This is a genomic window from Arthrobacter sp. MDT2-3 (genome assembly GCF_059090465.1).
Genome location: NZ_JBNHFS010000001.1, coordinates 166,891 through 179,379 on the forward strand (window position 1 = coordinate 166,891; position 12,489 = coordinate 179,379).

Sequence of the window (12,489 nt, forward strand, 5' to 3'; positions counted from 1 at the left end):
ATCGCACCATGACTGAGACCGGTACTCCCAACTCCGTGACCCTCCGCTTCCTGGCCGCCCCCATGGACGTGGGCCACAGCGGTTCTGTAGACGCCGGAACCGTCCTCGAGTGGGTGGACAAGGCTGCCTACGCTGCGGCCGTGGGGTGGGCAAAGTCCTACTGCGTGACGGCCTATGTGGGGAACATCCACTTCGCCGACCCCGTGAACAGCGGAGACATGGTGGAAGTGGAAGCGACCATCGTCTACACCGGACGCTCATCCATGCACATCCGGACCGTAGTGTCCTCGGGGGATCCCAAGGGCGGCCCGGCCACCATGCGCAGCCAGTGCATGGTGATCTTTGTGGCCGTCGGCGAGGACGGAAAGCCTATACCGGTGAAGCAGTTCGAGCCTGGCACGGCTGAAGAAATCGAGCAGCGGGACCACGCCCTTGCCCGCATTAGGATCCGCGAGCAGATCGTCGAAGCCATGAACCGGCAGGAATATACGGATGCGGGCACTGCCGAGCGGGTTACGCTGCGGTTTATGGCCGCACCCACGGATGTGAACTGGGGCGGAAAAGTCCACGGCGGCATCGTGATGAAGTGGATTGACGAAGCCGCCTACGTCTGTGCGTCCCGGTACTGCGGGATGGACACCGTGGCCGTATTCTCCGGCGGGGTCCGGTTCTACCGCCCGCTGCTGATCGGCCATGTGGTCGAGGTGGAAGCCCGCCTGGTATACACCGGAACGAAGGGCATGCACATCGCCGTCCACGTCCGCTCCGGCGATCCCAAGGACGGCGAACTGAACCTCACCACCTATTGCCTCACCGTGATGGTGGCGCGCGACGCCGACGGCAACTCCGTGCCCGTCCCACCTTGGGTGCCCGTTAGCGAAGAGGACAGGAGGCTCCACGCCCACGCCCGCGAACTGCTGGAAATCAGGGGCACAGCGCCGGGAAACCGGCTGCCGAACCATCTGCTGGCGCAGGGCTGAAGACCAGCGCCCGAAAGTCCGCTGGATGGCCCGCCCCCGCGAGGGAGCGCCGGCCCTAGAAGCCTCCGCCGCCGGCGTCGGCCGCCATGTTGGCGAAGCGGGAGTAGTGGCCCTGGAAGGCCACCACAATGTCCTTGGTGGGGCCGTTACGGTGCTTGGCCACCAGGATGTCGGCCTCACCCGCGCGCGGTGATTCCTTGTCGTAAACGTCCTCGCGGTGGAGCAGGATCACCATGTCCGCGTCCTGCTCAATGGAGCCGGATTCACGGAGGTCGGAAACCATGGGGCGCTTGTCCTGGCGCTGCTCGGATCCACGGTTCAGCTGGGACAGGGCGATAACCGGGACCTGGAGTTCCTTGGCCAGCAGCTTCAGGGCGCGGGAGAATTCCGAAACTTCCTGCTGGCGCGACTCCACCTTTTTGCCGGAGCTCATCAGCTGCAGGTAGTCGAGGATGACAAGCTTAAGATCGTGCTGCTGCTTCAGCCGCCGGCACTTGGCACGGATTTCCATCAGGGACATGTTGGGACTGTCATCGATAAACAGCGGAGCGTCATTCATCCGGCCCATCGTGGTGGCGATCTTGGACCACTGCTCATCCTTGATGGTTCCCTTGCGGAGATCCTGCAGGCCAATGGTGGCTTCGGCTGAGAGCAGGCGCATGGCGATCTCGTTGCGGCCCATTTCGAGGGAAAACATCACAGTAGCCAGGTTGTTCTTGATGGCGGCGGACCGGGCAAAGTCCAGGGCGAAGGTGGACTTACCAACTGCGGGCCTCGCTGCGATAACAATCATCTGGCCTGGGTGGAGGCCGTGCGTGAGCTCATCAAGTTCGTAGAAACCGGTTGGCACACCGGTCATTCCCTCGCCGCGGTGGCCGGACGCCTCGATCTCGTCCACAGTGGACTCCATCACGTCCTTGAGCACCACGTAATCCTCAGCGGTGCGCCGCTCGGCCACGGCATAGACCTCGGCCTGGGCCTGGTTCACCAGGTCCTCCACCTCGCCGTCCGAGCCGTAGCCCAGCTGCACGATCTTGGTGCCGGCATTAACCAGGCGCCGGAGGACCGCCCGTTCGGCAACGATCTCTGCGTAATAGCCCGCGTTGGCTGCAGTTGGAACGGTCTGGATCAGCTCATGCAGGTAGGCGGGGCCGCCGATCCGGTTGATCTCGGCGCGCTTTGTGAGCTCATCGGAGACTGTGACGGCGTCGGCCGGCTCACCCCGGCCGTAGAGGTCGATGATGGCTTCATAGATGGTTTCATGTGCCGGCCGGTAGAAATCCTGGCCGCGGAGGATTTCCACGACGTCGGCAATGGCGTCCTTGGACAACATCATTCCGCCAAGGACCGACTGTTCGGCGGGGATGTCCTGCGGTGGCTTCCGGCTCACGTCCGATCCGCGGGTGGCCTCGATCGGATCCAAATGCGCTACTGACAAAGCTGCCGTCCTCCATGTGTACCGGGGACCGAAGTGCCCGGTGGCTAACCATCCTGCTAAAGGCGTTGCGCCGCCCAAGCTGCGCTCCACCACCTGTCCAGGTTTACCGGCTGGGTCTGACAATCCTGCGCAACCCGCGGGTGTGCGGGCTTTTGCCGGAGTTATCCCCACTATCCACAGGTTTTCCACATTTGGCCGCCCCTGCAGGTTGCAGCGGTCCCGCCCTGTACCGTTTCATAGCCCTTTTGAAAGCCGTAGCGGGCACCGAAGAACAGGCACCCCGCTACGCTAGCCGCCAGGAGTTCAGCCTCCAAGCCAGCATGCGGGAGGGGTTGTGGATAACCTGTGCAGTACCGGGCATAGCTTGTGCACAGCCTGTGGGGAAAGCTGTGGAAACAAAAAAACTTTAAAACTGCTTGTGCGGCTGACCTGCGGAAACGTCTTTGGCAGCATGTGGAGTAAATATTTCTTTCGGGGAATTTCATCCACAGCCTGCACCGCGGACCCCGGCAACGAGAGACGCCCGGGGAGCCGCCAGCTGATACCGCCGGCGGCCTTGTGGCAATCATCATATTCCGCCCTGCCGATTTGACCCGGCCCCCTGCCCGCCTTTATGCACCATGCTGAATATTGCTGTGGATAACCCGGATCTGGCATAAGCTCTATGCATGGGCGAACTACTGCTGATGCTGTTGCCTGCGATTGTTTTGGTGGCGCTCATTTGGGGTCTTTTCACCGCCCTGAGCCCGCGCGACTCGGGGATGTCCGACGCCGAAAAATACCAGCGCGACCTGGCGGAGCGTTCGGCACAGCATTACGCAGCCCAGGTCGAGGCTGCCACCGCCGCCCGCGCCCGGCTCGAACGGAATACGATGCCCAGCCAGAACACTGCCCAGGCAAAGCAATCAGATCTGGCTGCTGCCAGGAAGCACATAGAACGGCTTTAGACAATGGAATCGCTCGTGGCCCCTGTCCTTATCCTCCTGGCAGTTATTGCCGGAGTAACCCTGGCTGCCCGCGCCATCAGCAGGCGGAAGGCCGCCCGCAGCGCCGAACCGGCGGAACCTGCCGTTACCCCCGCCGAACTGGCGCGCGCGGCCGCCGCCAAACTTTCCGAAGAGGAACACCGCAGGCTTTATGCCTTGATCGCGCAGGGCCAGGCTATGGCGGCCATCAAGCTGTACTACGAGGCCACAGGAGAGGGCCTCCGGGCGTCCCGTGACGCCGTCGGGGCCCTGGCAGCCCACCCACAGCCCTACCGGGGAACAGAGGCTCCCCCTGCCCCCGTTGAAGACGACGAGGACGAGGAGCCGCAGCGCTTCCCCTACCGCTACCGAGCAATTGCCAGCAAAGGCGATGTGACCCGGGAAGTCAGCAGCAACATGCTCAATGACGAGATCTACGGAAGGATCCGCACGCTGGCCCGCAGCGGGGACACGGAAGCTGCTGCCACCGCGCTGACCCGGCACTCCGACATCACGATGAAGCAGGCAAGGGAATTCATCGAACTACTGGACGACTGACGTACGGGGCGCCGGCTTTCCCGGCGTGGCCTGGCGTCCTGTGTGGGCCAGGCCTAGAAGTCGAACATCTCTCCCAGCCAGCCTTCCTTCTTCTTATGGCGCCGCCGGTCAGGGTCCCGGTCGTAGTCCTGCTTGCCGTACCTGCGGTCGTCGTAGCCGCGCTGTTCCCTGCGCGGTTCGAAATTGGGATACAGCGGCGGGGGCGCTGCCGCGGGCGCGGGGGCCGGGCGTGCCGGTGCAGGGCCAGGCACGGAATCCGCCGCCCGGTCCAGGATTTTGTCCAGTTCGCCGCGGTCCAGCCACACCCCCCGGCATTGGGGGCAGTAGTCGATCTCAACCCCGCTGCGCTCGGTCATCAACAGTTCCACTGAATCCACAGGACATTTCATGCCCACACAACGTCCCGCGCCGCCCGAAAGTTCGGCGCGGCCGGCTTACCGTGATCCGGAGATGCCTGCCAGCAGCTGCTCAAAGGGCAGGGACTCCATCGGGGCAGGCTTCCGCCCCGGCTGCGGTCCTTCAAGCAGGCGCGTAAATTCGCCGGCGGCCCGGTTGATGCGCTCCGCAAGGCCTGAGCCGCCGTCGTCCGTCGTGCCCCAGTCCTGGGGGCCGGCGAAGACTCCAGTGGCTGCCGTCCGCGTACGGAGGTAGCTGAACAACGGCCGCAGGGCGTAGTCCAGGACCATCTGGTGGCGGTCCGTTCCGCCGGTGGCACCCAACAGGACAGCTTTGCCGTCCAGTGACTTGGGGTCCAGGACGTCGATGAACGACTTGAACAGCCCGCTGTAGGAGGCACTGAAGACCGGCGTCACCGCGATGATCCCGTCTGAGGCTTCCACGCCTCCAATCACTTCGGCGAGGCGGGGGGCCGCGTAGCCGGTGACAAAGTTGTTGGCGATGTCCACAGCAAGGTCGCGAAGCTCCACGACGTCAATCCGGGCACTGAATCCTGCCGCGCGAAGTTGCCGCTCAGCAGAGGCGGCAAGCTGGTCCGCCAGCAGGCGGCTCGAGGACGGTACGCCGAGTCCGGCGGAAAGGACTGTGATGCGGCGGGTGTCCATGGCATTCTCCTGTTGCTCGTTCATTCCATCATACATGCGTATGCATCTATCCTCTGAACCGGGGGAGCTCTCCAGATATTCCCGTATTCCGGTTCTACAGCACCACTGATCCCCGAATGCATGTGGTCGAATGTCCGCCTACCCAGATGTCGGCGTCCTCAGCCTTGATGTGAAGGCGACCGGCCCGCCCGAGGACGGTTCCCTGCGCGGCCACGTACTCGACCGGGGCTCTGTTGCTGCTCATCAGCCACTGCGCCACTCCGGCGTTGAAACTGCCGGTAACGGGGTCCTCCATGATGGCATCACCGGGGAGGAAAGTCCGCACCTCAAAGTCGGCATCGGCTCCGGGTTCGTGGGCTCCGACGATTCCCACCTTCAACCCGCCCATCGCCGCGAAATCCGGCTGGACGGCCAGCACCTGCTCGGCAGATTCGAGCAGGACGCCGATCCATTCCGGACCGTTAACCAGCCATGACGCATCAAGAATCCGGGACTCGGGAAGCCGCAGGCCGGCTGCCAGCTGCCGCCGAATGATGTCCTCCACCGGGCCGAAGCGGGTGAGCGGCGGGGCCGCGAAGGCCAGCCGGCCGGCGTCGTGCTTCACCTTCACCAAACCGGCACCGCACTCCTGCACCACAAAGCCGTCTGACTTTGGCACGCCCCCGGACTCCAGCCAGGTGTGCGCCGAACCAAGTGTCGGATGCCCCGCGAACGGAAACTCCTCGCTGCCCGTGAATATCCGCACCCGGTAGTCGGCGCGGGGATCTGTAGGGGGCAGAAGGAACGTCGTTTCGGAGAGGTTGGTCCAGTTGGCGAACTGCTGCATCTGTTCCGCGGACAGTCCCTCGGCGTCAACGACGACGGCGAGCGGGTTGCCGCGGTACGGCTCACGGGAGAAGACATCCACCTGCTGGAAGGGGCGGCTGCGTGGGGAGGGTGAGGTCACCGGTGCAGATTATCACCGGGTGCTGGCCGGCGGTGGTCCGGTCTGCGACACTACGACCATGGCAGAGAACAAGACCCAGCCCACCGCGGTGCCCGTAGATGAGTTCCTGGCGTCGGTGGAGCACCCTGGCCGCCGTGCCGACAGCTTCGAGCTGCTCGAACTAATGGGCAGCATCACCGGGCAGGAAGCGGTGATGTGGGGACCGGGCATCGTTGGTTTCGGCAGTTACCACTACCGGTACGCCAGCGGACGGGAAGGCGATGCCGCTGCCGTGGGTTTTTCTCCGCGCAAGACCAACCTCGCCCTCTACGGACTGACCTACGGCCCGGACGCCGAGCGGCTGCTCCCGGCCCTGGGCAAGCATAGGACGGGGGTGTCCTGCCTCTACATCAGCAAGCTGCAGGACGTCGACCGCGACGTGCTCGCCGAGATGGTGCGGACGGGTTACCACCACGTGATGGCGGAGCTTCACAGCCCGTAAGCGGAAGCGGGAGGGCACGAAAAGACCCCCACCACCGGAATCCGGCGACGGGGGTCCTTGCGCAGTCAGGAGACTACTTACCTGCCACTACGTCGAGTTCGATGACAGCAGCAACATCGTCGTGCAGACGGACGTTGGCCTGGTAGGAACCAACCGACTTGATGTGTGCCGGCAGTTCAACCTTGCGCTTGTCGATGCGGCCAAGGCCAGCGGCCTCAACAGCGTCAGCTACGTCGGCCTGCTTGACGGTGCCGAACAGGCGTCCGGTCTCACCAGCCTTGACAACGAGCTTGACCGGCTTGGCGGAGAGTGCAGCGGCCTGCTTCTGAGCATCTTCCAGGGAAGCGTGCTCGCGGGCGGCGCGGGCAGTCTTGATGGACTCAACCTGCTTCTCGCCACCCTTCGACCAGGTCAGGGCGAAGTTGCGGGGGAGCAGGTAGTTACGTGCGTAACCGTCCTTGACCTCTACAACATCGCCAGCAGCACCGAGACCGGTTACTTCGTGGGTCAGAATGAGCTTTGCCATGTTAGTTAATCCCTTCCTTAGCCGCGGCCAGCGCCGGAGTAAGGCAGCAGGGCAACTTCGCGGGCGTTCTTGATTGCCTGTGCGATCTTGCGCTGTTCCTGCACCGTGACGCCAGTGACGCGACGGGCGCGGATCTTTCCGCGGTCGGAGATGAACTTGCGCAGCAATGCTACGTCCTTGTAGTCGATGACAGTGATGTCAGCGGCCTTCAAGGGGTTGGACTTTGGTTTGGGCTTACGGAGTTCAGCCTTAGCCATCGTGGAGCTCCTATTCTAGGGAGCCCGTGGATATTGATCCACGGGATGGTGGTGGTCCGACGGCGGCAATCACCTTGGTGCCTTGCGGCAGTTCCGGTGTCCCGTCGTCGGGCCTTAATTGGTTGTTAGAAGGGAGGTTCGGAATCGGGGCCGTTGCCCCAGCCGCCTGCATTGGAGACACCGGGCGTTGCCCAAGGATCGTCCTGTGCAGCCTGCTGGTTGCCGCCGCCCCAGCCTCCACCGGAGTTGCCGCCCTGGTTTCCACCAGGAGCGCCGCCTCCGAAGCCACCGCCGCTGTTGCCGCCGCCGAAGCCACCCTGAGCACCCCCAGCGCCGGAGCGCTGGGTGCGGTTGACCTTGGCATTGGCGTAGCGCAGGCTCGGGCCGATTTCATCGACCTCGAGCTCGATAACGGTGCGCTTTTCGCCTTCTTTGGTTTCGTAGGAACGGCTCTTCAGGCGCCCGGTAACAATCACGCGCATGCCCTTGGTGAGGGACTCGGCGACATTCTCGGCCGCTTCACGCCAGACAGCGGCGCGGAGGAACAGGGTTTCCCCGTCCTTCCACTCGTTGGACTGGCGGTCAAAGGTGCGGGGGGTGGAAGCGATGGTGAAGTTCGCTACTGCTGAACCGGACGGTGTGAACCGCAATTCCGGGTCATTGGTGAGATTACCGATGACCGTAATGGTGGTCTCGCCTGCCATCTACTGCCTCCTTGTTCGATCCTGGGTGAAGAGTGCGTTTCCTGCGGGGTAAAGAATGAAAATTGGGCTGAAATTACTCAGCAACAACCTTCTGCTCTTCGGGGCGGGTGATCTTGGTGCGCATGATGGTCTCGTTAAGAGACAGCTGGCGGTCAAGTTCCTTGGCGGTTTCCGGCTTGGCGGTGAAGTTCACCACGGCGTAGATACCTTCGGACTTCTTCTTGATGTCGTAAGCCAGCCGGCGACGGCCCCAGATGTCAACCTTTTCGATGGTTCCACCATCGTTCGTGATGACGTTCAGGAACTTCTGAAGCGACGGCTCAACGGTACGCTCTTCGACCTCGGGGTCGATGATTACCATCAATTCGTAAGGACGCATATGTGAACCCACCTCCTTTGGGCTAAGCGGTTACGGCATTTCCGTAACAGGAGGTTCATTTGCGATGCCATGCAATGCCCCACCGCCGGAACGGAGGCAGGACGCAGCACAGACTTCAATATCTTAGTGCATTTGGACCGGATAGGCGATTCGCGCTTGACTCCAAGCTAAGCGTCCGGCAGCGGCGCGGAAACCACTGCTGCGCCTATGTGGAAAACTTGCCGCTCGCGCTGGTATCCGGACTCGGGGCGGCCATCCCACCCAGCATGGGCATCACCAAATATGAGTACTTGAAGGCCCGGATCTCTCTGGTGCGGATTATGGATCAGGGTTATATTGGCAACCATCGGCTGGGTACCGTGCTGGATGCGACAAGCGGACAGACATTTGGTCCGCTGGACGTGCATTCGGCTGGCGTCCCAAATAGGCGGATTTGGACAGTACAAAGGAATACAGGTCTCCTTCTTCGATGGATGGGGACCACATGTCGTTAATAGGCCGAAGCAAGGAGCTGGACCGGATCCTTGCCGTGATCCGGGGGCCCAACGAGTCCGCACTGAGGGTCGTCGGCCAGCGAGGTGTAGGAAAATCCTCCCTGCTGTCCGAGATTCCCAGGCTTTCCGACTACCGGACTGTCTTCCTGCGGGCAAGCGCATCAGAGTCAGATTGGCCGCTCTCCGGTCTTACAGCGCTCCTGGACGGAATCGACGATCCCGTCCTTAACCGCTTCGCGGACGACTTGCTCCGCGATTCCACCGGCACCATGGACATTCCCACGGTCTCCACCATGCTCCTCAACGCACTGCACCAGCGCTCGTCCTCCCGCACGGTGATTGTCGTGGACGACGCTGACCGGCTGGACCCCAGCAGCCAGGCGGTGATCGGATTCCTGGCGCGCCGCCTTTCCCGAACCGACATGGCGCTTTTCATCAGCGTGCGCGAAGAAACCCCTGACAGCACGTTCGCAAGCCTGCCGACCCTTCTACTCAGGCCACTGAGCTACAACGACACCGTACGGATGCTCGAGTCAATCCCGGCTCGGCAGGCCGCGACCGCGGCCGCCCATGTGGTTGCCGCCGCAACCCGGGGCAACCCGCTCGCCGCCGTCGAGCTCTACACCTGCCTGCTTGAACGGCAGGCCGAAGGGAAATATGCCCTTCCGGTGCCTTTGCCCTGCAAGGGCAGCTTCGAATTCGAGTTCGCCGCGACCGTTGGCGGGCTGAGCCAGGATGCACGCCACGTCCTGGATCTCCTCTCGTTGTCCTGCCGGAGCGACATCGCGACTTTGGAAAAGGTGTACAGCCAGCTGTGGCCCGGGATCGACGAACTCCTGGCCACCGGCATGGTCAGCAGGACCGGAGCGCACCTTCGGATCCAGGACCAGCTGCTCCGCGGCTACGTCTTCGCGGCCATGACACCGGCAGTGCGGACCGCCAACCACCGTGCCATGGCCGAAGCCGCCGACCCCACTGACCCCTATGCCCGGCGGTGGCACCTGAGCTTTACCGCGTTGGAGCGGCAGACGCCGTTCGGCCTCCTCGGGTTTGCCGTTGACCTTATCCGCAGCGGGGAAATCGCCTTCGCCGTCGAATACATCGAACGTGCCCTCACCATCAACCCTTGGGAGCCCGAGGCTGCCGCCCGCCTCACTGCTGTGGCCGAACTTCTGTTCAACAGGGCCGAGTTTGTCTATGCCAAGCGCTACCTGGCCTGGGCACAACGGGTGACGGGCAACCCTGCCCTGATCCTTCGCCTGACCGGACTTGCCTTCGAGATCCAGTTCATCCAAGGGGCCGCGGTGCGCTCAAGCATGGTGTTGCGCCTGGTCAGGGAATTCGGCCAGCACGACCCCGTGTTCGCCTCAAACCTGCTGGCCATGGGTTCCCTCTACTACGCCGAGCGCTGGGAACTGGAGGACGCAGTCAACCTGCTGCAGTACATCGAGAAGTTCCGGGATTCCGCGTCCGTGGAGTGCTTGGCGGTTGCAGGGCGCGCCCAGCAGCTGATCGAGGTTATCGGCGGAAACACAGAACACGCCGGCCGTAAGCATGGGGCCGGCCGGCGTGACATGGTGGCGGCGCTCCTGGTCCAGGGCCGCTCCCTGAGCTATGCCGAACACCATGAACTCGCCCAGGAGGCGTTCACCATGGTCCGGAACTCCGTTGAGGCGGGCAACATCAACTGGCGGGAGACGGCGAACTTCCTTGCGGTGGACAACGAGATCCGCGCCGGCAATGTCCGAACGGCAATCAAACTTATTGAAGACCTGGAACTCTCTGAGCCGGAGACCAAATACCATCGCGGGATGCGGCACATCTTCCGGGTGTGGCGGGCGAACGCTTTGGGTGATGAGGCACTGGCACGTGTTTATCTGGCAGAGGCACAGCACTCCTTTGGCGCCGAAAGCCACCCGGCCATGACCGCCCAACTGGCCGCCTGCCAGGGCCATTTTGCCCTCATGCGCGGCAATCTTGCGGAGTCATTCGCGCAGTTGTCCCGGGCTGCTGAGATCGGCATGGCCTTCCGAAACCCCGCCCTGCTGCGATGCGAGGCGGACCTGGTGGAAGTCCTGGTCCGTCTGGGACGGCACAGGGAAGCGACGGAAGTGCTCTTCCGCCTGGAAGGACGTTCCGTGGGCCTGCGCTCACCATGGCTCATGTCGGCTATTGCCCGCAGCCGGGCGATGCTGGCCGACGGCGAACAGTCCCTGCAGCTGTTCAGCCAGGCGCTGGAGGGCAGGATCGGCCGCGAGTCTCTCCTGGAGCGGGCCCGGACAACACTCTGCTACGCGGAGCGGCTGGGTGCGTTTGGCCGGCTGCGCGAAGCCCGGGAAGGGCTGCTGCGTGCGAAAGTGATGTTCGACGAAGCCGGAGCCGATGCCTGGACCCAGCACGTGGATTCCCTGCTGCTTGACGAGCGGGTGGAACCCGTCCGCGTCCCTGGCAACCCCGCCATGCTGATGCTCGCCGACCACGAACGGGCACTGGCAAAAATGGTGGCCCGAGGGATGCGGAACAAGGAAATCGCCGCCACGCTCTATGTGTCCGTCCGGACCGTGGAAGTGCGCCTCACGGCGATCTACCGCAAGCTGGGTGTGGAATCGCGTGCCCAGCTGACGGCACTGGCAGCAGGTAAGGAAGCCGCGTCCCGGGAGCCCTACGTCCTGCCCGTCCTTTAGGCAAAGCCCGAGCCGAAGGCCAGGCAAACCGGGCCATTGCAGGTAGCCGCAGTTTCCACAGTCTTCCCTTCCGGTACCCACAGAGGCCCTGCCTTTCCCCGCTATAGCCGCCTTCGAAGGGCTATTTTTGTATCAGGTCACAGCACAAGAGCGGGCCACGCCGGGAAGGGGTAGTCATGGCAGGAATATCACTTGCCCGGTCCCACCGCGCAGCCTTTGGCTGGCCCGTTGCGTGCGTTGCTGCACAACCAGTTGGCCTGGGCCCTATCCGGGAGACGGCGGCAGAGTACATCGCCGGTGCGCAGGCGTGAGCGAGCTCATCCTTATCACCGCGAGCGGCCTTGCCCGCGAGGTCCTGGCGATGGTGCGCAGCAGCGGCCAGTACGACGTCGTGGGCCTGCTCGATGACGACAAGGAGATGGCGGGCGTCACGGTGGACGGCGCGCCGGTCCTGGGAACCATCGATGATGCCCGCAAGTACACGCACGCGTTTGTGCTCGTATGCATCGCCTCCGGAAGGTCAAGGGAAGCAGTGGTGGAGCGGCTGACAGCCATGGGCCTGCACGAGGCCCGCTACGCCACGGCAGTTGACCCCTCCGTGCAGCCGCCCGAGGGGTGCAGGATCGGCCGCGGCAGCATCCTGCTGCGGAACGTTACCCTGACTGCGTCAGTCACCTTGGGAAGCCATGTAGTGGCCATGCCCTCGGTGACCTTCTCGCACGACGACGACGTGGCGGACTTCGCCACGTTCGCCGCCGGCGTCTCGCTGGGCGGCGGCGTCCGGATCGGGCGGGCGGCCTACCTCGGGATGAACTCCAGCGTCAGGGAACGGACATCGGTCGGAGCCTACGCAACCGTCGGCATGGGCGCCGCCGTCCTCAGCAACGTGCCCGACGGCGAGACCTGGGCGGGCGTCCCTGCCCATGAAATCGACCGGGACGCGTTTGGGTTCGCTAACGGACGATGAGCGCCACTGCGCACTTCGGGCGACAGACTCTGGCGCACGTCGGCATTTC

General features: G+C 63.5%; 15 protein-coding genes. 7 read left to right on the plus strand and 8 right to left on the minus strand.

The window, feature by feature from the left end; genetic code table 11:
* The first annotated feature begins 8 nt into the window (after window positions 1-8).
* Window positions 9-980, plus strand: coding sequence for an acyl-CoA thioesterase (locus AC5RUQ_RS00795; protein WP_493945526.1), 972 nt, complete (start codon window positions 9-11; stop codon window positions 978-980).
* A 55-nt stretch (window positions 981-1,035) separates the two neighbouring features.
* Here the strand turns inward: AC5RUQ_RS00795 and dnaB are convergent, their stop codons facing one another.
* Window positions 1,036-2,418 (minus strand): replicative DNA helicase, encoded by a 1,383-nt coding sequence (dnaB, locus tag AC5RUQ_RS00800; RefSeq protein WP_163165060.1) that lies wholly within the window; start codon window positions 2,416-2,418, stop codon window positions 1,036-1,038.
* Between the two features lie 668 nt (window positions 2,419-3,086).
* Between dnaB and AC5RUQ_RS00805 the strand changes: the two genes are divergently transcribed.
* On the plus strand, window positions 3,087-3,365 hold the full coding sequence (locus tag AC5RUQ_RS00805; RefSeq protein ID WP_493945527.1) for a hypothetical protein: 279 nt from the start codon (window positions 3,087-3,089) through the stop codon (window positions 3,363-3,365).
* 3 nt (window positions 3,366-3,368) lie between these two features.
* Window positions 3,369-3,941, plus strand: coding sequence for a hypothetical protein (locus tag AC5RUQ_RS00810; protein WP_493945528.1), 573 nt, complete (start codon window positions 3,369-3,371; stop codon window positions 3,939-3,941).
* A gap of 53 nt (window positions 3,942-3,994) precedes the next feature.
* Here the strand turns inward: AC5RUQ_RS00810 and AC5RUQ_RS00815 are convergent, their stop codons facing one another.
* The 3 genes from AC5RUQ_RS00815 to AC5RUQ_RS00825 form a co-directional block, all read right to left on the minus strand.
* Window positions 3,995-4,330, minus strand: coding sequence for a TFIIB-type zinc ribbon-containing protein (locus AC5RUQ_RS00815; protein ID WP_493945529.1), 336 nt, complete (start codon window positions 4,328-4,330; stop codon window positions 3,995-3,997).
* A 45-nt stretch (window positions 4,331-4,375) separates the two neighbouring features.
* The gene (locus tag AC5RUQ_RS00820) at window positions 4,376-5,002 is read right to left on the minus strand and encodes an FMN reductase (RefSeq protein WP_493946369.1); all 627 of its coding nucleotides are present in this window, start codon (window positions 5,000-5,002) and stop codon (window positions 4,376-4,378) included.
* Between the two features lie 94 nt (window positions 5,003-5,096).
* Entirely contained in the window at window positions 5,097-5,948 is an 852-nt protein-coding gene (locus AC5RUQ_RS00825; protein WP_493945530.1) for a PhzF family phenazine biosynthesis protein, read from the minus strand.
* A 58-nt stretch (window positions 5,949-6,006) separates the two neighbouring features.
* Here AC5RUQ_RS00825 and AC5RUQ_RS00830 point away from each other — a divergent pair, with 58 nt between their 5' ends.
* A complete protein-coding gene (locus tag AC5RUQ_RS00830; RefSeq protein ID WP_493945531.1) occupies window positions 6,007-6,429 on the plus strand; it encodes a DUF1801 domain-containing protein in 423 nt (140 codons plus the stop codon).
* A 73-nt stretch (window positions 6,430-6,502) separates the two neighbouring features.
* Here AC5RUQ_RS00830 and rplI read toward each other — a convergent pair whose 3' ends face one another.
* The 4 genes from rplI to rpsF form a co-directional block, all read right to left on the minus strand.
* Window positions 6,503-6,955, minus strand: coding sequence for a 50S ribosomal protein L9 (gene rplI / locus AC5RUQ_RS00835; RefSeq protein WP_461173125.1), 453 nt, complete (start codon window positions 6,953-6,955; stop codon window positions 6,503-6,505).
* Window positions 6,956-6,972: 17 nt separating this feature from the next.
* Window positions 6,973-7,212 (minus strand): 30S ribosomal protein S18, encoded by a 240-nt coding sequence (gene rpsR / locus AC5RUQ_RS00840; protein WP_003800144.1) that lies wholly within the window; start codon window positions 7,210-7,212, stop codon window positions 6,973-6,975.
* Between the two features lie 125 nt (window positions 7,213-7,337).
* Complete coding sequence (locus AC5RUQ_RS00845) at window positions 7,338-7,916, minus strand: single-stranded DNA-binding protein (RefSeq protein ID WP_163165048.1); 579 nt, start codon at window positions 7,914-7,916, stop codon at window positions 7,338-7,340.
* Between the two features lie 73 nt (window positions 7,917-7,989).
* Window positions 7,990-8,295 carry a 30S ribosomal protein S6 gene (gene rpsF / locus AC5RUQ_RS00850; RefSeq protein ID WP_015939036.1) on the minus strand — a complete coding sequence of 102 codons (306 nt, stop codon included), beginning with the start codon at window positions 8,293-8,295 and terminating at the stop codon, window positions 7,990-7,992.
* 484 nt (window positions 8,296-8,779) lie between these two features.
* Between rpsF and AC5RUQ_RS00855 the strand changes: the two genes are divergently transcribed.
* The 3 genes from AC5RUQ_RS00855 (at window position 8,780) to AC5RUQ_RS00865 (ending at window position 12,440) form a co-directional block, all read left to right on the plus strand.
* Complete coding sequence (locus AC5RUQ_RS00855; protein WP_493945533.1) at window positions 8,780-11,473, plus strand: helix-turn-helix transcriptional regulator; 2,694 nt, start codon at window positions 8,780-8,782, stop codon at window positions 11,471-11,473.
* Window positions 11,474-11,649: 176 nt separating this feature from the next.
* Window positions 11,650-11,784 (plus strand): hypothetical protein, encoded by a 135-nt coding sequence (locus tag AC5RUQ_RS00860; RefSeq protein WP_493945535.1) that lies wholly within the window; start codon window positions 11,650-11,652, stop codon window positions 11,782-11,784.
* Complete coding sequence (locus AC5RUQ_RS00865; protein ID WP_493945536.1) at window positions 11,781-12,440, plus strand: acetyltransferase; 660 nt, start codon at window positions 11,781-11,783, stop codon at window positions 12,438-12,440. Before AC5RUQ_RS00860 ends, AC5RUQ_RS00865 begins: the two co-directional genes overlap by 4 nt.
* The last annotated feature ends 49 nt before the right edge of the window (window positions 12,441-12,489 follow it).